Genomic DNA, 19,144 nt, shown 5'->3' on the forward strand with positions numbered 1-19,144 from the left:
TGTAATCAGTTGTCATAAATAAATGTGAGTTGTAACAACTTTATGACGTCTTTACACCGTCAATACGCTGGCCCGGTAACATTACGGGATGGCTATTCATGGTAAAAAAAACTAGGCTTGAGAAATGAGAATCAAAGCATTGAGGTAAATGATGTTAGAGCAAATTTGTCAGTTAGCGCGCGAGGCGGGCGATGCCATTATGGCAGTCTATGATGGCGAGCAGCCGCTCGATGCGCGTCATAAAAAAGATGATTCACCGGTCACGGCGGCTGACATTGCGGCGCATAACGTGATTAAGGCCGGTTTGCAAAAGCTGGATCCGCAAACGCCTATGTTGTCGGAAGAGGATCCGCAAAGCTGGAGCGAGCGCCAGACATGGACGCGTTACTGGCTGGTCGATCCGCTGGACGGCACCAAAGAATTCCTGAAGCGTAACGGTGAATTCACTGTGAATATCGCGCTGATCGAAGACGGTGTTCCGGTGCTGGGCGTGGTGTATGTACCGGTGACCCGGGTGATGTACAGCGCAGCCGAAGGCAAGGCGTGGAAGGAAGATCAGGGCGAACGCCGGCAGATTCAGGTGCTCGAAGCGCATCCGCCGCTGGTGGTTGTGAGTCGCTCGCATTTCAGTAATGACCCGGAATTGCAGGACTATCTGGCGCAGCTGGGCGAACATCAGACCGTGGCTATCGGCTCATCGCTGAAATTCTGCCTGGTGGCTGAAGGTTCTGCGCAGCTTTATCCGCGCTTCGGGCCGACCAATATTTGGGATACTGGCGCCGGGCACGCCGTGGCGCTGGCCGCCGGTGCGCAGGTGCATGACTGGAAAGGGCAGACGCTGACGTATACACCGCGTGAGTCTTTCCTGAATCCGGGCTTCCGGGTTTCTCTCTTCTGATATTAAAACCCCGGTTTTACGCCGGGGTTTTCTTTATTACGCTTTCACCAGCTGATCCACCAGAGTAATCACCTGCTGCACTTCCTGCGGCGTCAGTTGCCCGTCTTTGGCAAATTTGATCACGCCATTTTTATCCAGCACGACAACCGCTGAACTTTCCGGTTGCAGCTCCCATGCTTTTTTCACCGCTCCGTTGCTGTCGACAATCACCTGTGACCACGGGAATTCACGCTTGCCGCTTTCAATGCTTTTACGCACGAACAGGCCTGTGCCGATGATTGCGTCGTCAGTGTTAACGATAGTGGTGGTCTGGTAACGATCGTGCGGCAAGTTTGCGGCGCGGATGGCGGTGATCAGCGGTTCATTGAGCGCTTTGGCGCTGCTTCTGCCCGCCATGTGCTGCACGATGCGGACTTTGCCCGGCAATTTCGCGCTGTTCCATTTGCTGTAGCTGAACTGGTCATTGACGTCATTAAGCTCGCCTTTATCGTCTACGCCGACGGGAGCCACGCGCTGCCCGACAGTGAAATTGTGGGCGGATGCAAAAAGCGAAAATGTCATAAAAGTGATCACTAAAAGACTTCTTAAAAGCATAGATTCTCCGGGGCGCAAAAGAACAGTCCACTCCATCATAGGATCGCCCAAGTGGTCTGTCCTGTTGGGTTGTTAAATTTGTGTTGCTGGTTACAAAATTGCCACATAAAGCAGGGTTATACTGCCATTTAGCGTCAAGACTTAAGACAATACTGAAAAGCAATGTAAAAGCAGTTAAATACACTGGCAATACCTGACTGCCCTGCTATGTTATAGGTCTCTTCACTGCAATCGACCTTTTTCTGCCCCAGTATCTGTCGCCTTGCGACGTGGCTGGTGCATGCAGTGATTTAACGGAGAAAAGTAGAAAAATGAGAATCTTCCAGCGTTACAATCCGATGAAAGTCGCAAAGTACGTCAAGACACTGTTTCGTGGGCGTTTGTATATTAAAGACGTCGGCGCGTTCGAGTTTGACCAAGGCAAAATTCTGTTGCCAAAGGTCCGGGATAAGCGCCATTTCAGCGTGATGTCTGAAGTTAACCGCCAGGTGACGCACCTGCAGGCGGAAATGGGCTGACAGCCCTGCGCGTTGTCGCTGCCGCCTTTTGCGAGCAGCTTGCGCAAACAACAACGGCCCCTTTTGGGGCCGTTTGTCTTTCCGGAGAACAAAGAACGAATGGCGCTACGCCTGTGCTTTCTTCTCGTCTTTAATTTCCTGCGGCGTTTTTGGCAGCAGCGGAGCAGCAGGCTGATCGATAATCCGGGTCACCAGCAACTGATCAATTTTGTAGCTGTCGATATCCACCACTTCAAATTTATAACCGGCAAATTTCACAAAATCCGTACGCTTTGGAATTTTACGCAACATGAACATCATGAAGCCCCCGATGGTTTCATAGTTGCCGGACTGCGGGAATTCTTCGATATGCAGCACGCGCATGACATCTTCAATTGGCGTACCGCCTTCAATCAGCCATGAATGCTCGTCACGGGCCACAATCTGTTCTTCCATGCCCTGACCCACAAGGTCGCCCATCAGCGTAGTCATCACGTCATTGAGGGTGATAATGCCCACCACCAGCGCGTATTCGTTGAGGATCACCGCGAAATCTTCGCCCGCCGCTTTGAAGCTTTCCAGCGCTTCGGAAAGCGTCAGGGTATCCGGCACAATCAGCGCATTACGGATTTGCACGCCGCTGCTCAGCATCAGGCTCTGATTGCCCAGCACGCGGTTCAGTAAATCTTTGGAATCGACGTAGCCGACGACCTGATCGATATGACCATCGCAGACCAAAAATTTGGAATGCGGATGCGTGGCGATTTTCTCTTTAATACTTTCTTCGCTTTCGCGCAGGTCAAAATAGATCACGCTTTCACGCGAGGTCATGGACGACGGAACGGTACGCGATTCGAGTTCAAATACGTTTTCAATCAGCTCATGTTCCTGTTTACGCAGCACACCAGCCAGCGCACCAGCTTCAAACACGGCATAAATGTCGTCAGTCGTAATGTCGTCATTACGCACCATCGGCAGTTTGAACAGACGGAAAATCATGTTCGCCATGCCGTTAAAGAACCAGACCATCGGGCGGCAAATCATCAGACAGAAACGCATCGGGTTGACTATACGGACGGCAACCGACTCAGGTGAAATCATACCGATGCGCTTCGGCGTAAGGTCAGCAAACAGAATAAACAGGCTGGTGACCAGTGCGAATGAGCAGATGAAACTGATTTGATCCGCCAGTTCAGGCGACATAAAGCGAACAAAGAAAGTCTGGAAAGCGGGGGAGAACGCGGCATCGCCGACGATACCACCGAGGATGGCGACGGCATTCAGGCCGATCTGAACCACCGTAAAGAACAGGCCAGGGGTTTCCTGTAATTTCATTACGCGTGCGGCATTGACGTCTCCTTCGTCTGCCAACTGTTTAAGTTTGATTTTGCGGGAAGCCGCCAGCGATATCTCTGACAGCGAGAAAAATGCACTGATCGCGATGAGTAAAAGAATCAGTAAAATACTGTTTAACATAATCTATCCGTTTAACACCGGGGTAAACCGGCAGGGAAAGGCTCTCATTATTTTTGTTGCTTAAAAGAACATCTTTTTAAATGAAGCCGTAAAAAGCAGTTCATAAGAAAAAAGCGTAAGGATGAAAAACAAAGATAATTGCCAGAAATAGTTTTAAAGGGCCACATTTGTGACCCGCATAGTATAGCAGCAGCACTGAGACTGCCGCCAGCGCTTAAAAATCCCGCATTATTGCGGCGGTAAACAGACGCCGATGCCGCCTAATCCGCAATAGCCTTCCGGGTTTTTATACAGATATTGCTGATGATCGTCTTCTGCATAATAAAACGGCAGGGCTTCGGCAATTTCCGTGGTGATGGTGCGCTTATCGTTCGCGTCATCCATCGCCTGCTGGAAGCTCGCCAGACTGGCCAGCGCCTGATCCTGCTGGTCTGCGCTCAGCACATACAAAGCAGAGCGATATTGTGTCCCGATATCGCCGCCCTGACGCATTCCCTGAGCCGGATCGTGATTCTCCCAGAAAATTTGCAGCAGCTTCGCGTAGCTGATAACCGCCGGATCAAACACCACGCGGACAACTTCGGCATGGCCGGTCTGGCCGGTACATACTTCGCGGTATGTCGGGTTCGGTGTGAAACCGCCGCTGTAACCGGAGGCTGTGCTGTAAACCCCATCCTGCTGCCAGAATAAACGCTCAACGCCCCAGAAACAGCCCATCGCAAAGATGGCGACTTCCATATTATCAGGCACATGCGTCATTGAATGACCGTTTACTGCGTGAATCGTTGCAACCGGCATCGGGGTTGTACGGCCAGGTAACGCATCCTCATGACTGACGGGCTGCGCTTTATCGGAAAGTTGCACCACGGAAAACTCCAGTTGTTGCTTTAATGAACAAGGTTTGTAACAAAAGGTCTTAGTGAATATCAGTGACCAACAGGCCACTCTTAGTTGTATCTGATTGCGTCTTTGCACACAATACGGGGAACGTTGCTTCGTCGTTGAACATTTTCAGAGGATTAGCACTAAAATGCTGTCATCTGACTTTGGAAAGATGAATCTGCCAGGAACGAGCAGAACAACCCCGACGGGTAACGAATTTTTTAACAGGAAAGCAAAATTAGCAGGAGTGCGTGTGCCACGATATCGTGAACTGGGTTTGTTATGTGTACTGCTGGCCCCCTCACTCTCCATGGCAGCGAAAGTGCGTTTGCAGCTGGAAGGCCTGGATGGCGATTTGGAAAGGAACGTTCGCGTTCGCTTATCTTCAATTCAAAGTGATGAAGTCGGGGCTAACGGGCGGTTTCGCGCGCGTGTCAGCGCCGCCATTGAGCAGGGGTTGCGGCCATTAGGCTATTATTCGCCAACAATCGATTTCGATTACCGCGAAACCCCTCCGCCGGGCCGCCCGGTATTGATTGCCAAAGTGACACCGGGTACGCCGGTAAAAATCGCTGGCACGAATGTCGTCATTGAAGGGCAGGCGGCCAAAGATGATGAGTTTGAGAAACTGAAGAAAGAGCAGGTTCCTGCGGTAGGCACCATTCTGAACCACGGCACCTACGACAGTTTTAAAAGTTCTCTGACCGGCGAGGCCGTGCGCAAAGGGTACTTCGATGCCAATATGCGCAAAAGCCAGCTGGGCGTGATTGAAGATGAACACAAAGCGTTCTGGGATATCCAGTTCGACAGCGGTGACCGCTATCGCTTTGGCGGCGTTCATTATCAGGGCTCGCAAATCCGCGATGAATATCTGCAAAATCTGGTGCCATTTAAGCCGGGTGATTATTACACGTCTGCGCAACTGGCCGAGCTTAACCGCCGCTTGTCCGCTACCGGCTGGTTTAACTCAGTCGTTGTGTCACCAGATTTTACTGATGCCAAAGCCACAAAAACGCTGCCGCTGAATGCGCTGGTGTCACCGCGTACCGAAAATACGATCGAAACCGGTGTCGGCTTTTCCACGGATATCGGTCCGCGTCTGACGGCTAACTGGAAAAAACCGTGGGTTAACGATCGCGGTCAGAGCTTTGAAACCTCCACGACGCTTTCCGGCCCTGAACAGTCGCTGGATCTTAGCTATAAAATCCCGCTGCTGAAATCTCCGCTCGAACAGTATTACCTGGTTCAGGGCGGCTTCAAACGTGAAGACCTGAACGACACCAACTCCGATTCCACCACGGTGAATCTGGCCCGTTACTGGGATTTGTCCAGCGGCTGGCAGCACGCTGTTAACCTGCGCTGGAGCCTCGACCACTTTACCCAAGGTAGCGTCACCAACACGACGATGCTGATTTATCCGGGTGTGAGCCTGAACCGTACGCGTCAGCGCGGCGGACTGATGCCGACCTGGGGCGATTCCCAACGTTATTCTCTGGATGTCTCGGATACTACCTGGGGCTCGGACGTCGATTTCGCCGTGATTCAGGCGCAGAACGTCTGGATCCGCACGCTGGCCGAAAAACATCGTTTCGTATTCCGCGGCAATCTGGGCTGGATTGAAACTAATGACTTCGAGCGCGTGCCGCCGTCCCTGCGATTCTTCGCCGGTGGCGACCGCAGCATTCGTGGTTACAAATACAAATCCATTTCCCCGCGCGATGATGACGGCAAACTGACGGGCGCCTCGTATCTGGGCACCGGTTCGGTGGAATATCAGTACAACGTGACCGGAAAATGGTGGGGCGCGGTGTTTGTCGATTCCGGCGAAGCGGTGAACGACATCACGCAGAATGATTTCAAAACCGGTGCGGGCGTAGGCGTGCGCTGGGCTTCACCGATCGGCCCGGTGAAATTAGACGTTGCCGCCCCCGTTGGCGACAAAGATGAGCATGGATTGCAGTTCTACATCGGTTTAGGTCCGGAATTATGAGTTTATTTAAGAAAATCTGCCTGGGTTTCCTGATCTTCCTGCTGCTGATCATCAGTCTGGTGGCGTTTTTAGTCGGTACGCAAACCGGTCTGCATCTGATGATCAATGGCGCGAACCGCTTCGTGCCGGGGCTGAATATCGCCAGCACCGAAGGCGGATGGCGCGATCTGACCCTTAAAGGCGTGCATTACGAAATGCCGGGTGTTGACGTGAAAGCGGGAGAATTCCATCTTTCGCTCGATTTTTCGTGCCTGAAAAACAGCGCGCTGTGCGTGAACGCGCTCCGCGTGAAAGACGTCAATGTGGTGGTGAACACCAAAGAAATGACGCCGGCGGCAGAGCAACCTCAGCCAGAAAACAGCGAGCCGCTGACCAATCTCAGTACGCCATATCCGATTACGCTGCGCGTGCTGACGCTGGATAATATCAACGTGACGCTCGATGACCGGGCGATTTCTCTGGCGTCATTCCGCACCGGCGCGCACTGGGAAGGGCGGGCGATTCAGCTGATGCCAACGCACATCGGTGGGTTGCTGATTGCCTTGCCGAAAACGCCGGTCAATCCGTTACCGGAAGTTGTTCAGGCGGCGCAGGACAAAGCGGTCGAAAAGGCCACCGGAAAACCGGCAGAACCGGCCGTTGTCGTACCTGAAAAGCCACTGGGTGAAACCTTACAGGAGCTGTTTGCCAAACCGCTGCTGCCTGAATTACCGGATTTCCGTCTGCCAGTCGATCTCGAAATTCAGCAAATTCTCGGTGAAAACCTGCGCCTGACCGGTGACACCGATGTGCTCATCACCCGTTTCGAACTGAAAGCCAGTACGCAAAATCAGATCGTTAAGCTCGATAAATTGCAGGTGCGGTCGCCACAGGGTTCGCTGGACGGCATCGGGCAGGCAACGCTGAATCAAAACTGGCCGGTGGATATGACGGTCAACACCGCCGTGAATCTCGATCCCCTCAAAGGCGAGAAGATCAAACTCAAAATCGCCGGTGGTCTGCGCGACAAACTCGATGTTGGGCTGAACCTTTCCGGCCCGGTGCGTGCTCAGCTGGCGTTGCAGACTCAGCTGGCGGAAGCCGGACTGCCGCTGGATCTGAAACTCAGCAGCGATGCGTTGCAGTGGCCGCTGACCGGCACGCCGCAGTATCAGGTGAAAGGCTTCAAACTGAATTTCAGCGGCAAAGCGACGGATTATGCGCTTTCGCTGCGTTCTGATTTCAAAGGCGATCAGATCCCGCCCGCCACGCTGACCGTTGACGGTAAAGGGAACGTGGAGCAATTCAAACTGACCTTGCTGCGCCTGACGGCGCTGGAAGGGAATACAGACCTGACCGGCGTCGTCGACTGGAGCAAAGCAATAAGCTGGAACAGCGAACTGAAGCTGACGGGGATTAACACCGCCAGACAGTGGCCGGACTGGCCTGCGAAGTTGCAGGGTAAAATTACCACGCGCGGCAGCCTGTATGGCGGCACGTGGCAGATGCAGGTTCCGTTGCTGGATCTGACCGGTAACGTCAAACAAAACGCAGTCAAAGCGCAGGGCAACGTACGCGGAAACAGTTATGGCCAGTGGGATATTCCTCAGTTGCACCTTGAGCTGGGTCGCAATAATCTGGACGTGAAAGGCAAGCTCAGCGATACCTGGAATCTGGACGCTAAAGTGGATGCGCCGCATCTTGATGGCGCATTGCCGGGGCTGGGCGGCGTGGTGAAAGGGATGCTGCAACTGCGCGGTGATCTGAAAGCGCCGAAGTTGCTGGCCGATTTGACTGCCACTGGCCTGAAATGGCAGGCGCTGACGGTGAATCGCGTGGATGTGAAGGGCGACGTCAGTTCTACCGATCAGATTCAGGGCAATCTTGCCGTGCGCGTCCAGCAGCTTAAACAGGATGCGCTGGATATTTCGGATATCAATCTGGAAGCCAAAGGCAATGAAAAGCAACATCAGCTGACGCTGAAAGTGGAGGGCAAACCGGTCTCGGGGCGCCTGGCGCTGACCGGCAGTTTTGACCGGGCAACCGAAGAATGGAAAGGCAATATCAACAATACGTCGTTTGATACACCCGTCGGGCAATGGCGTCTGAACCGTTCTATCGCGCTGGATTATTTCAATAAAGAGCAGCGGATCACCGTCGGGCCACACTGCTGGCAGAATCCTAATGCAGATCTGTGTGTACCGAAAACCATTGATGCCGGTGCCAGCGGGCAGGCCAGCGTGGTGCTAAACCGCTTTGATCTGGCGATGATCAAACCTTTCCTCACTGACGATACGCAACTGAGCGGAACATTCAGCGGAAAAGCCGACGTGAGCTGGAAAGCCGAAGGCGGTCTGCCGCAGGCCAGCGTTTCGCTGGTGGGCAAAGGCGTCAAAGTGCAGCAACTGGTGCAGGGAAATCCGCTGCCGGTCGCGTTCGATACGCTGAATCTGAATGCCGGGCTGAACAATGGGCGGGCAAATCTCGACTGGCTGATCAAAATTGCCAACAACGGCCAGCTCGACGGCAATATCCAGATCGCCGATCCGCAAGGGAAACGTAATCTCAGCGGGAACGTGAATATCGCCCGTGTTTCTATGGCATTGCTGCAACCCGCTCTGATGGATGGCGAGAAAGCCTCCGGCATCCTGAATGCGAATCTGCGGTTGGGCGGTGATGCGCAAAAACCGCAGGTCTTCGGCAAACTGGCGCTGACTGGCGTCGATTTCGACGGGCAATTTATGCCGTTTGATATCACGGATGCCAATATCAACATCAACTTCAACGGCATGTCGTCGATTATGGAAGGCGTCATCAAAACCGCTCAGGGTCAGCTGGAGCTGAACGGTAACGCCGACTGGAGCGAAATCAACGCCTGGCGCGCCCGTATTGCCGCGCGCGGGAATAAAGTCCGCGTTTCGGTTCCGCCGATGGTGCGGCTGGATGTTTCGCCGGACCTGGTGTTTGACGCCACGCCGCAATTGTTCTCCCTCAACGGCACCGTCGATATTCCGTGGGCGCGCATTACCGTGCAGGAACTGCCGGAAAGCGCCGTGGGCGTTTCGTCGGATGAAGTGATGCTTAACGATCAGCGTCAGCCTATCGCGCCGGTTTCGGCTTCGATTCCTATCAACAGCAATCTGATGGTCAATATCGGCCCGGATGTGCGTCTGGACGCGTTTGGCCTGAAAGCGCGTCTGGAAGGCGCGCTGAAAGTGGCGCAGGACAGTCGCGGGTTAGGTCTGAACGGGCAAATTAATATTCCGTCCGGGCGTTTCCATGCGTACGGTCAGGACTTAATTGTGCGCAAGGGTCAGCTGTTATTCTCCGGACCGGCGGACCAGCCACTGCTGAATCTGGAAGCTATCCGTAACCCTGAAGCGACAGAAAATGACGTTGTGGCCGGTTTACGCGTTACCGGCGAGGCCGATGCACCTAAACTTGAAATATTCTCAGATCCGGCGATGTCGCAGCAGGAAGCCTTGTCCTACCTGCTTCGCGGGCAAGGATTAGACAATTCTGGCGGTGACAGCGGCGCAATGACCTCAGCTCTTATCGGGTTAGGGGTTGCGCAAAGTGGTAAACTTGTGGGTAAAATCGGCGAGGCATTTGGCGTCAGCAATCTGGCGCTGGATACTCAGGGCGTGGGAGACAGTTCTCAGGTCGTGGTCAGTGGCTATGTTTTACCGGGTTTACAGGTGAAATATGGTGTCGGGATATTTGACTCGCTGGCAACCCTGACATTGCGCTATCGGTTGATGCCGAAGCTTTACCTGCAGGCTGTATCGGGCATCGATCAGGCATTGGATTTGCTCTATCAGTTTGAGTTTTAATTCATGTGACTTTTACTATACGAATATAAACATGCGAATAATTGTTTACGGTAGTCTGCGACGCAAGCAAGGCAACAGTCATTGGATGACGAATGCTCAATGGTTGGGTGACCATGAGCTGGAAGGGTATGCGCTTTATAATCTGGGGCACTATCCGGCAGTCATTCCAGGGGACGGGAAGGTCTATTGCGAAGTTTACCGCATTAACTCGTCAATCATGGCTGAGTTGGATGAGCTGAAAAGTAATACGAAAGATTATCGTCGCGAGCTGATCTCGACGCCTTACGGCAGTGCCTGGATTTACCTCTACATTCGCTCACTGGATGGTGTGCCGAGAATTGAGGGTGGCGACTGGGTGAAGCGTAACGAACCGGTCAGCGAGTAATCTGAGCAAGGTCGTCAGAAATAGTCGTTGCTAGCCAACGCGTTATACATAAAAAAACACCGTCCAGTGGACGGTGTTTTTTTTCGTGTCGCAGAAAACAATTACTTGTTTTTAGCGCGCTCGAAGGAGCTCACGATTTCAGCTTTTGCAGCAGCGGCATCAGCCCAACCTTCAACTTTCACCCATTTGCCTTTTTCCAGCGCTTTGTATTGCTCGAAGAAGTGAGTGATCTGGCCGCGCAGAAGCTCTGGCAGGTCGTTCACATCTTTGATGTGATCGTATTCTTTGCTCAGTTTGGTGTGCGGAACCGCAACAACTTTCGCATCTTCACCAGATTCGTCAGTCATTTTCAGAACGCCAACCGGACGGCAGCGGATCACAGAACCTGGTTGCAGCGGGTATGGTGTTGGAACCAGTACGTCAACCGGGTCGCCGTCCAGAGACAGGGTGTGGTTGATGTAACCGTAGTTCGCAGGGTAGAACATTGCGGTAGACATGAAACGGTCTACGAACAGTGCACCGGTGTCTTTATCAACTTCGTATTTGATAGGATCCGCGTTTGCCGGGATTTCGATAACAACATAGATATCTTCTGGCAGTTCTTTGCCTGCCGGCACGTTCAGTAAGCTCATTGTTGGTTTCCTTCATTGAACCAGGAATAGAGTGCCGCACATTATAGCCAACTCTCCCGTGATTTCCCGCCCTTTTCGTCGTATCGCCTTTGCCTAATTTCCGGCATGACCTGCTGCAGAAGATCGGCAAAATCTCCAGAATCGGCAGTAAAATTTACGCATGCACTGCTTTGCCGTGTAACTGCCTGTTTTTGCTTTTCTTATCAAGAGATTCGATGGATTGCCGATAACAATATTTATACAAAAAATCAGGCAAACCTGATCCCTACCTCATTCGCAGTTTCTCCTTTTCACCTGAATAGCTGGATAACACCGTATGTTGAATAAGTTGAGCGTAAAAGCCGGTCTGATTGGCTTACTGGTCGTGATGACGTTGATTTTGTTGCTGGTGAGTGTCCTTGGCGCCAATGCCATCCGGCAAAGTGCCACTTCACTACAGAAAATTAACCAGCTTCAGGGAGATGAACTGGGATCGCTGGCAGACAGCTACAGTTTTTCGTTGCGCACGCGTGTTGCCAGCGGTGTTGCGGTTCGTCAGCTTGAAATCGGCATGATGGACGACGCCAAATCCACCACCGACCGGATTGCCGGATACATCAAACAGGCCGATGCAGACCTGACGAAATTCAACGGTATTCAGGATGACACCGTGCGAGGCCGCGAATTATCGGCGGCGGTCAGTAAAAGCTACGAGGCGTATAAGGCTAACGGCCTGGTGCCACTTCTGGCTGCGCTCCAGGCGCAAAGCGCCGACGGTTATTACGACGTACTGGAAAATAAAATCACGCCTTACAGTAATGCTTACGACAAAGCGCTGGCCGATTTCCGGGCGTATGCCACGGATAACACGGCCCAAAGAATTGAACAGGCACGCACAAATGCCCGCATTCAGGTGACCGTGATTGTTGTCGGTTTCCTTATCGCTCTGGCGATTGCGCTGATCGCCTGGTTTGCCCTGCAAAAAATTATTATGCATCCGCTGAATTTCTCTATCGCACAGCTCGAATTTATTGCCAAAGGCGATCTGACGCATGAAATCGATGATTCACGTAATAATGAAATGGGACGCCTGCTGAAGGCCATGAAACAAATGCAGGATTCGCTGGTGCTCTCGGTCGGGCGCGTCCGCGATGCCGGGAATCAGATTGATGTCGGCTCCCGCGAACTGGCCGCCGGTAACGTTCATCTGGCGCAACGCACGGAAGAATCCGCCGCCTCACTTGAAGAAACCGCCGCCAGTATGGAACAGCTGACATCAACGGTGCGCATGAACGCGGCAAATTCTGAGCAGGCTAATCAGCTGGCGCAAAGCGTATCCGTGATTGCCGATAAAGGCAGCGAAGTTGTCCATCAGGTGATGGATAAAATGCAGGGTATTACCGACAGTTCGAAACGTATCGGTGACATTATCAGCGTGATTGACGGCATTGCGTTCCAGACCAACATTCTGGCACTGAATGCCGCAGTGGAAGCTGCCCGCGCCGGTGAGCAGGGGCGCGGTTTCGCGGTGGTGGCCGGTGAAGTTCGCAGTCTGGCGCAGCGCAGTGCGCAATCCGCCCGCGAAATCAAAGAGCTGATCGGTGATTCAGAAAGCCGCGTGTCGGAAGGTTCGGTGATGGTGAAATCTGCGGCGGATACGATGGTTGAGATTTCCAGCGAAGTGACGCGGGTGACCAGCCTGATGCGCGAAATTTCCATCGCAACTACTGAGCAAACGCACGGGATTGAACAGGTGAATGTGGCGATTACGCAGATGGATCAGGTTGCGCAGCAGAATGCGGCACTGGTCGAGCAGGCCACGGCGGCCACGCGTTCTCTGGAAGAGCAGGCGCAACTTCTGGCGGAAAGCATGGCGGTGTTTAAGCTGAACCGCGCTGAGCATTACTAATACGTTGAGTCTGAAGTGGAAGATAATAAAAAGGTGGCTTTTAAAAGCCACCTTTTTTGCGTTTGGGAAACGCTAAGTTACAGAGGTATCACGTTCATTCTTTGATGATTTTTGAGTCGGGTACCGGTTTATTCATCGGGGAATTGGGCGATAAAGCGTTCTGCATCTTCAACCATTGAACTGTTACCGACGAAGAACGGCGCGCGTTCGTGCAGTTTTTGCGGAATGATGTCCAGAATGCGGTTTTTACCGTCACTGGCTTTACCACCAGCCTGTTCGGCCAGGAATGCCATCGGGTTGCATTCGTACAACAAACGCAGTTTTCCGTTCGGATGGCTGGCAGTGCTCGGATAAATATAGATGCCGCCTTTCAGCAGGTTACGGTGAAAATCTGCAACCAGTGAACCGATATAACGTGAGGTGTAAGGGCGTTGCGTCGCTTCATCCTGTTCCTGGCAATACTTAATGTATTTTTTAACGCCGAGAGGGAATTTGATGTAGTTGCCTTCATTAATGGAGTACATGTTGCCCTTTGCAGGGAAACGGACTTTTTCGTGAGAGAGGCAGAATACACCGAGTGAAGGATCATAAGTAAAGGCATGAACGCCTGCGCCGGTGGTGTAAACCAGCATGGTGGAAGAGCCGTAGACTACGTAACCTGCGGCAACCTGACGGTTCCCCGGTTGCAGGAAGTCTGCTTCCGTTACGGGCTGGCCGAGCGGAGAAGTCCGGCGGTAAATCGAGAAGATGGTCCCGACTGAAACGTTCACGTCGATGTTTGAAGAGCCGTCCAGCGGATCCATCAAAATCACGTATTTCGCATTTTCAGCGCGTTCGCCATCGAAAATGACAATTTCATCTTCTTCTTCAGACGCGATACCGGCAATTTCTCCACGTGCTTTCATCGCCGCTTTTAATTTTTCATTTGCATACAGATCGAGCTTCATCTGTACTTCACCCTGCACATTTTCTGCACCGCTGGTGCCGAGAATGTCAACCAGACCCGCTTTGTTGATATCGCGGTGAATGATTTTAGCGCCGAGTTTTATTGCTGACAGCAAGGCGGTGAGCTCACCGGTTGCATGAGGAAAGTCTTGCTGTTTTTCAACAATAAATTCGCCTAACGTTTTCATAACACGTTCCCTGAATCTAGGATGGATAACGGTTCGTTAATAAAACCTTCACAAGAGCATGGGCAGTTTAGCCCAAATATATGGACGAATCATAGGCAAATCCATTTCTTCTGGGCGATTCTGAGCGGTAGAATAGCGGCTGACTTAAAGGCATTAATGGAAAAATTTATGCGCATTCATATTCTTGGGATTTGCGGCACGTTTATGGGCGGGCTGGCGATGCTGGCACGTGCACAAGGGCATCAGGTAACCGGTTCGGACGACAACGTTTATCCACCGATGAGTACGCTGCTGGAAAAGCAGGGGATCGCGCTGATCCAGGGTTACGATCCGGCTCAGTTAGATCCTCAACCGGATCTGGTGATTATCGGTAACGCGATGACGCGCGGAAACCCGTGTGTCGAAGCCGTGCTCGAGCTGGGGATCCCGTATGTCTCCGGCCCGCAGTGGCTGCACGATCATGTTCTGCCGGAGCGCTGGGTTATTGCTGTCGCGGGTACGCACGGTAAAACGACGACTGCCGGAATGGTCACGTGGATCCTTGAAGCCTGCGGCTACGAGCCAGGCTACGTCATTGGCGGCGTGCCGGGGAACTTCGAGGTTTCTGCACGTCTTGGAAACAGCCCGTTTATGGTTCTGGAAGCGGACGAATATGACTGCGCGTTCTTTGATAAGCGCTCCAAATTCGTTCACTACAGCCCGCGGACGCTGATCCTGAACAATCTCGAATTCGATCACGCGGATATTTTCGATGATCTGAAAGCAATCCAGAAACAGTTTCACCACCTTGTTCGCCTCGTGCCGGGTAAAGGTAAAATTATCCTTCCTGAGCATGACACGCCGCTGAAACAAGTGATGGCGATGGGCTGCTGGAGCGAACAGGAATTTGCCGGTGAAGCAGAAAACTGCGCCTGGGATGCGAAAAAACTGACACCAGATGCCAGCTCTTTCGAGGTTTATCTTCATGGCGAAGTGGCCGGTCAGGTGAACTGGAATCTGGTGGGCGAACACAATATGCATAATGCGCTGATGGCGATTGCCGCTGCGCGTCATGTTGGCGTGAAACCTGAAGATGCCTGCAAGGCGCTGGGTGATTTTATCAATGCCCGCCGTCGTCTTGAACTGCGTGGCGTGGAAAATGGCGTCAGCGTATATGACGATTTTGCGCATCACCCGACGGCCATTCTGGCAACGCTTTCTGCATTGCGCAGCAAAGTTGGCGGGACGGCACGCATTCTGGCTGTTCTCGAACCGCGCTCAAATACCATGAAAATGGGCATGAGTAAAAATGAGCTGGCGCCTTCCCTCGGTCGCGCCGATGAAGTGTTCCTGCTTCAGCCGCAGCATATTCCGTGGCAGGTTGCTGAAGTGGCAGAGCGCTGCATCCAGCCCGCGCACTGGAGTGCGGACGTCGATTCGCTGGTCGATATGGTGATCAAGGCTTCGCAGCCAGGCGATCATATTCTGGTGATGAGTAATGGCGGTTTTGGTGGCATTCACGGGAAGTTACTGACGGCGCTGGCTGCTAAAGCGGAAGCCGCTCAGTAACAGTCATACCGCAGCGGATAAACGGAAAGCACAGCGATGGCTGTGCTTTTTTTTTGCCTGGGATTTGGCCATGCGGCGATTTGCAGACAAAAAAAGGCCCTCAAAAAATTTGAGGGCCAAAGGGTGTCGTCGGACAGGACGACGAGGGTTACGTTAGCAAGAGAGCGGCAGTGGCAGTGTCTTCTCTCTTCCCAGCCTCAACAGCGCATTAATTTTCGCTGGTATATGGCTGTTGAAACCCGGTAACGCTAATTCAAGTACTCAAACAGTGGCTTTGTATGAGGGACTGACTCAGAAATCTTATTGATAGATTTCTGCTGTTGCGTGATAAGCACCATCGTTATGTGCTTCGATCACACGATAAGATTTTGCGCCCTTGCTGTCGGCTTTATCGGACAACTCCTGGCGAATGTCTGTCGGGACGCCATTGACGCCGCTGACGCTGATAGTGCCCATAGGCTGAAGATTTTCTGCCTGCTGACTAGAAACCAGTTGTGCGGCAGACGCGCCGAAAGAAACAGCAGACAGCAGGCTAAGGGCGGCAATAGTGGTCATGATTTTCATGATAATTTCCTAATTTCATAGACGTTGATGCTAACGATGAGAGAGCAACGCCGGTTGAGATTTGGATTCATCAGTTCTGGAATATCTGAGTCCGGCAACGCGAAAAGCGTGGAGGAACATTGATGATGGCAGAGACAAATCCGTCTTGATGCGCTTCGCGCGGGCCTGAATCATTCAGGCCCCTTCGCTTCGTTTACCCAGGCTTATTGGTAAATTTCTGCGGTAGCGTGGTAATTACCTTCTTCACGCACTTCGATAACACGAAATGCTTTAGCCCCTTTGGCATCCGCTTTATCAGACAATGCCTGACGGATATCAGAAGGTGCACCGGCAACGCCGCTTACGCTGATCATCCCGCGTGACTGAAGATTTGCGGCCTGATCCTGAGAAACAGGTTGTGCTGCAAAAGCGCCGAATGACAGAGCAGAGAGAATGCTTAATGTTGCAATTGTAGTTTTAACGTTCATGATTTTGACCTCGTCGATTTTATTATGTTTCCAACAACTGGTGCTTCACACCACGGAAATGAGTATACATCTAGTCACTCGGAATATTAATAGTTTGCTAATAGTTATTTTTGTGGTTATGTGGGGGCTATTTGAATTTTTAATAACAAAAAGGAATAAAAATTGCGTGAAAATCGATCTTTTTGTGTTAATTTTTCGTAAAATCAACGGATTGAGTGAATTTGACTATTTGTGCTTAATTTTGCAGTCAATCACACCATCGAAATGTTTATGTGACGGGAAAGTGCTTCGTGTGAACAGAGTTAACAGGGATAACGACCTGAGGCGTGTTTTTAAAACGGCGGTACAACGTTAAAGAAGGGTAAGTGATAGACGGATAAGGAAAGGCAGGCTGAGGCCAGAAATTGTTTTCTTCTGACCTCAGGCACAGAACTGAAGCAGGAAACAGCGCAACATATCGCCGTATCAAAGTTCCTGTTCAAACAAACCGAGGATTGCGTCGTGAAGCTGTCTGACGCTGAAACCCCGTGCGGGCGTGGTAAAAATTGTGTCATCGCCGGCAATGGTGCCCAGTATCCCTTCGGATTTGCCCAGAGAATCGAGCAGGCGCGCAATCAGCTGTGCCGCACCCGGACTGGTGCGGATAACGACGACGGCATCGTTATGGTCAATATCTAAGACCAAATTCTTCAGTGGGCTGGTCGTTGTCGGCACGCCGATTTCGGCAGGCAGGCAATAAACCATCTCCATCTTTGCGTTGCGGGTCCGCACCGCGCCGAATTTTGTCAGCATCCGTGAGACTTTTGACTGATTGATATTTTCGAAACCGTCTTCCTGAAGTGCGACGACAATTTCGCCCTGAGAACTGAATTTCTCTTCCTTCAACAGTGCTTTGAAGGCTTTGATCAAATCTTCCTGTTTAGCAGGATTACGCATTTTGCACCCTGGTCTCTGTATCATCGTTTCGTTGATTATGCAGATATTTGCATTTTTATGCAACACGGGGTCGACAGGTAACATCAGAATTGTGCACTCAGACGGGAATGACTGCGCCGGAGTATATATCTGGGCGTCATGAATATGCCGAAATAGTGCATTGTGGTGAAATGATTAGCCGGATTGCTGTTAATCCTATGATCTCGATTCAGCTCTCACATTGAATTGAATTTAACCATTTTTTAACCTGGCAGGTTTTGTGGTGCTACTTTTAAGGTGTAGCTTTCCGATAAAAAGTCATAAAAGACCGGAAAAATGGCGCTAAGCGGTGTTTTTTTACTTTCTTAACGACCAAGCTCAGTTTTCCAGCAGTTGAGCGATTGTTTTTAGCTGTATAAGTGATTAAGGTCACACCCAAAATAATTCCACGACACTTATAAGTTAGTGATAAAAAAGGAGTATAGGATGAAAGTTGCAGTTCTAGGTGCTGCGGGCGGTATCGGTCAGGCCCTCGCGCTTCTGCTCAAGACCCAGCTACCTTCCGGTTCCGAACTGTCATTATACGATATCGCACCTGTTACTCCGGGTGTCGCCGTCGATCTGAGCCATATCCCTACCGCAGTCAAAATCAAAGGCTTCTGTGGCGAAGACGCAACGCCAGCTCTGGAAGGCGCGGATATCGTTTTGATCTCTGCCGGTGTGGCGCGCAAACCGGGTATGGATCGTTCCGACCTCTTTAATGTTAACGCCGGTATTGTACGTAATCTGATTCAGCAGGTTGCGAAAACCTGTCCGCAAGCGTTAATCGGCATTATCACCAACCCGGTCAATACTACCGTCGCTATAGCTGCCGAAGTTTTGAAAAATGCAGGTGTGTACGACAAGAACAAACTGTTTGGCGTCACCACGCTCGATGCAATCCGCTCGAACACGTTCGTGGCTGAACTAAAAGACAAGCAGCCTGAAGAAATTGATGTGCCCGTGATTGGCGGGCACTCAGGGGTGACAATTCTTCCTTTATTGTCTCAGGTGCCTGGCGTGGTATTTAGCGACAGTGAAATCGCTGCGCTGACAAAGCGTATCCAGAATGCGGGAACTGAAGTGGTAGAAGCCAAAGCAGGCGGCGGTTCTGCTACTTTGTCTATGGGGCAGGCGGCCGCACGCTTCGGGCTTTCACTGGTTCGTGCTCTGCAAGGTGAAATCAACGTTATTGAATGCGCCTATGTAGAAGGAAAGGGCGACTATGCCCGTTTCTTCGCACAGCCTGTTCTGTTGGGTAAAAAGGGCATCACTGAGCTCATTGATATTGGCAAGCTCAGCGCTTTTGAACAGCAGTCACTGGATTCGATGCTGGATATCCTGCGTAAAGATATCGAACTGGGCGAACAGTTTATCAATCACTGATAAGCCTTAAGTGAAGCCGCCGGGTATCTCCGGCGGCT

Annotated in this window: 16 protein-coding genes; 8 read left to right on the forward strand and 8 right to left on the reverse strand. The window is 51.8% G+C overall.

The genetic code is table 11. The features are described 5' to 3' along the window. Positions 1–151 precede the first annotated feature (151 nt). Positions 152–898: a 3'(2'),5'-bisphosphate nucleotidase CysQ gene (gene cysQ / locus KWG64_RS13280; RefSeq protein WP_152325312.1), complete on the forward strand. Its 747-nt coding sequence runs from the start codon at positions 152–154 to the stop codon at positions 896–898. Positions 899–934: 36 nt separating this feature from the next. Here the strand turns inward: cysQ and KWG64_RS13285 are convergent, their stop codons facing one another. Further along, complete coding sequence (locus KWG64_RS13285; protein ID WP_195823952.1) at positions 935–1,492, reverse strand: YtfJ family protein; 558 nt, start codon at positions 1,490–1,492, stop codon at positions 935–937. 311 nt (positions 1,493–1,803) lie between these two features. On the opposite strand from KWG64_RS13285, the gene KWG64_RS13290 reads away from it, so the two are divergent. Next, on the forward strand, positions 1,804–2,010 hold the full coding sequence (locus KWG64_RS13290; protein ID WP_013573785.1) for a DUF1107 domain-containing protein: 207 nt from the start codon (positions 1,804–1,806) through the stop codon (positions 2,008–2,010). Positions 2,011–2,115: 105 nt separating this feature from the next. On the opposite strand, the gene KWG64_RS13295 is transcribed toward KWG64_RS13290, so the two are convergent. Together KWG64_RS13295 and msrA are read right to left on the reverse strand one after the other, a co-directional pair. Then, positions 2,116–3,465, reverse strand: coding sequence for a hemolysin family protein (locus tag KWG64_RS13295; protein WP_152325310.1), 1,350 nt, complete (start codon positions 3,463–3,465; stop codon positions 2,116–2,118). Positions 3,466–3,693: 228 nt separating this feature from the next. Then, positions 3,694–4,332, reverse strand: a complete 639-nt coding sequence (gene msrA, locus KWG64_RS13300) for a peptide-methionine (S)-S-oxide reductase MsrA (RefSeq protein WP_195813584.1) — start codon at positions 4,330–4,332, stop codon at positions 3,694–3,696. Between the two features lie 325 nt (positions 4,333–4,657). On the opposite strand from msrA, the gene KWG64_RS13305 reads away from it, so the two are divergent. Genes KWG64_RS13305 through KWG64_RS13315 form a run of 3 tightly spaced genes read left to right on the forward strand, consistent with a single transcriptional unit; the run spans position 4,658 to position 10,534 of the window. Next, on the forward strand, positions 4,658–6,337 hold the full coding sequence (locus tag KWG64_RS13305) for an autotransporter assembly complex family protein (protein WP_229893307.1): 1,680 nt from the start codon (positions 4,658–4,660) through the stop codon (positions 6,335–6,337). Further along, a complete protein-coding gene (locus tag KWG64_RS13310; protein ID WP_218522156.1) occupies positions 6,334–10,149 on the forward strand; it encodes a translocation/assembly module TamB domain-containing protein in 3,816 nt (1,271 codons plus the stop codon). Before KWG64_RS13305 ends, KWG64_RS13310 begins: the two co-directional genes overlap by 4 nt. A 31-nt stretch (positions 10,150–10,180) precedes the next feature. Then, positions 10,181–10,534: a gamma-glutamylcyclotransferase gene (locus KWG64_RS13315; RefSeq protein ID WP_104923512.1), complete on the forward strand. Its 354-nt coding sequence runs from the start codon at positions 10,181–10,183 to the stop codon at positions 10,532–10,534. 101 nt (positions 10,535–10,635) lie between these two features. Here KWG64_RS13315 and ppa read toward each other — a convergent pair whose 3' ends face one another. Then, on the reverse strand, positions 10,636–11,166 hold the full coding sequence (ppa, locus tag KWG64_RS13320; protein ID WP_152325307.1) for an inorganic diphosphatase: 531 nt from the start codon (positions 11,164–11,166) through the stop codon (positions 10,636–10,638). 316 nt (positions 11,167–11,482) lie between these two features. Here ppa and KWG64_RS13325 point away from each other — a divergent pair, with 316 nt between their 5' ends. After that, positions 11,483–13,054 (forward strand): methyl-accepting chemotaxis protein, encoded by a 1,572-nt coding sequence (locus KWG64_RS13325; RefSeq protein WP_218522157.1) that lies wholly within the window; start codon positions 11,483–11,485, stop codon positions 13,052–13,054. Between the two features lie 128 nt (positions 13,055–13,182). On the opposite strand, the gene fbp is transcribed toward KWG64_RS13325, so the two are convergent. After that, a complete protein-coding gene (fbp, locus tag KWG64_RS13330) occupies positions 13,183–14,187 on the reverse strand; it encodes a class 1 fructose-bisphosphatase (RefSeq protein ID WP_195813587.1) in 1,005 nt (334 codons plus the stop codon). Positions 14,188–14,355: 168 nt separating this feature from the next. Here fbp and mpl point away from each other — a divergent pair, with 168 nt between their 5' ends. Next, positions 14,356–15,735 (forward strand): UDP-N-acetylmuramate:L-alanyl-gamma-D-glutamyl-meso-diaminopimelate ligase, encoded by a 1,380-nt coding sequence (mpl, locus tag KWG64_RS13335; RefSeq protein ID WP_195813588.1) that lies wholly within the window; start codon positions 14,356–14,358, stop codon positions 15,733–15,735. A 300-nt stretch (positions 15,736–16,035) separates the two neighbouring features. Here the strand turns inward: mpl and yhcN (KWG64_RS13340) are convergent, their stop codons facing one another. The 3 genes from yhcN (KWG64_RS13340) to argR form a co-directional block, all read right to left on the reverse strand. Continuing rightward, on the reverse strand, positions 16,036–16,299 hold the full coding sequence (gene yhcN, locus KWG64_RS13340) for a peroxide/acid stress response protein YhcN (protein WP_101078304.1): 264 nt from the start codon (positions 16,297–16,299) through the stop codon (positions 16,036–16,038). 203 nt (positions 16,300–16,502) lie between these two features. Further along, positions 16,503–16,766 (reverse strand): peroxide/acid stress response protein YhcN, encoded by a 264-nt coding sequence (gene yhcN, locus KWG64_RS13345; RefSeq protein ID WP_195813590.1) that lies wholly within the window; start codon positions 16,764–16,766, stop codon positions 16,503–16,505. A gap of 465 nt (positions 16,767–17,231) precedes the next feature. Next, positions 17,232–17,702: a transcriptional regulator ArgR gene (argR, locus tag KWG64_RS13350; RefSeq protein ID WP_195823944.1), complete on the reverse strand. Its 471-nt coding sequence runs from the start codon at positions 17,700–17,702 to the stop codon at positions 17,232–17,234. Between the two features lie 465 nt (positions 17,703–18,167). On the opposite strand from argR, the gene mdh reads away from it, so the two are divergent. After that, on the forward strand, positions 18,168–19,106 hold the full coding sequence (gene mdh / locus KWG64_RS13355; RefSeq protein ID WP_218522158.1) for a malate dehydrogenase: 939 nt from the start codon (positions 18,168–18,170) through the stop codon (positions 19,104–19,106). Positions 19,107–19,144 lie beyond the last annotated feature (38 nt).

This window comes from Rahnella sp. PD12R, assembly GCF_019200965.1.
GTDB lineage: Bacteria > Pseudomonadota > Gammaproteobacteria > Enterobacterales > Enterobacteriaceae > Rahnella > Rahnella laticis.

Excerpts from the sequence above, each read along its gene's own strand:
- cysQ (WP_152325312.1), top strand. The coding sequence starts at position 152 with ATGTTAGAGCAAATTTGTCAGTTAGCGCGCGAGGCGGGCGATGCCATT.
- KWG64_RS13285 (WP_195823952.1), bottom strand. The coding sequence starts at position 1,492 with ATGCTTTTAAGAAGTCTTTTAGTGATCACTTTTATGACATTTTCGCTT.
- KWG64_RS13290 (WP_013573785.1), top strand. The coding sequence starts at position 1,804 with ATGAGAATCTTCCAGCGTTACAATCCGATGAAAGTCGCAAAGTACGTC.
- KWG64_RS13295 (WP_152325310.1), bottom strand. The coding sequence starts at position 3,465 with ATGTTAAACAGTATTTTACTGATTCTTTTACTCATCGCGATCAGTGCA.
- KWG64_RS13305 (WP_229893307.1), top strand. The coding sequence starts at position 4,658 with ATGGCAGCGAAAGTGCGTTTGCAGCTGGAAGGCCTGGATGGCGATTTG.
- KWG64_RS13310 (WP_218522156.1), top strand. The coding sequence starts at position 6,334 with ATGAGTTTATTTAAGAAAATCTGCCTGGGTTTCCTGATCTTCCTGCTG.
- KWG64_RS13315 (WP_104923512.1), top strand. The coding sequence starts at position 10,181 with ATGCGAATAATTGTTTACGGTAGTCTGCGACGCAAGCAAGGCAACAGT.
- ppa (WP_152325307.1), bottom strand. The coding sequence starts at position 11,166 with ATGAGCTTACTGAACGTGCCGGCAGGCAAAGAACTGCCAGAAGATATC.
- KWG64_RS13325 (WP_218522157.1), top strand. The coding sequence starts at position 11,483 with ATGTTGAATAAGTTGAGCGTAAAAGCCGGTCTGATTGGCTTACTGGTC.
- fbp (WP_195813587.1), bottom strand. The coding sequence starts at position 14,187 with ATGAAAACGTTAGGCGAATTTATTGTTGAAAAACAGCAAGACTTTCCT.
- mpl (WP_195813588.1), top strand. The coding sequence starts at position 14,356 with ATGCGCATTCATATTCTTGGGATTTGCGGCACGTTTATGGGCGGGCTG.
- yhcN (WP_101078304.1), bottom strand. The coding sequence starts at position 16,299 with ATGAAAATCATGACCACTATTGCCGCCCTTAGCCTGCTGTCTGCTGTT.
- yhcN (WP_195813590.1), bottom strand. The coding sequence starts at position 16,766 with ATGAACGTTAAAACTACAATTGCAACATTAAGCATTCTCTCTGCTCTG.
- argR (WP_195823944.1), bottom strand. The coding sequence starts at position 17,702 with ATGCGTAATCCTGCTAAACAGGAAGATTTGATCAAAGCCTTCAAAGCA.
- mdh (WP_218522158.1), top strand. The coding sequence starts at position 18,168 with ATGAAAGTTGCAGTTCTAGGTGCTGCGGGCGGTATCGGTCAGGCCCTC.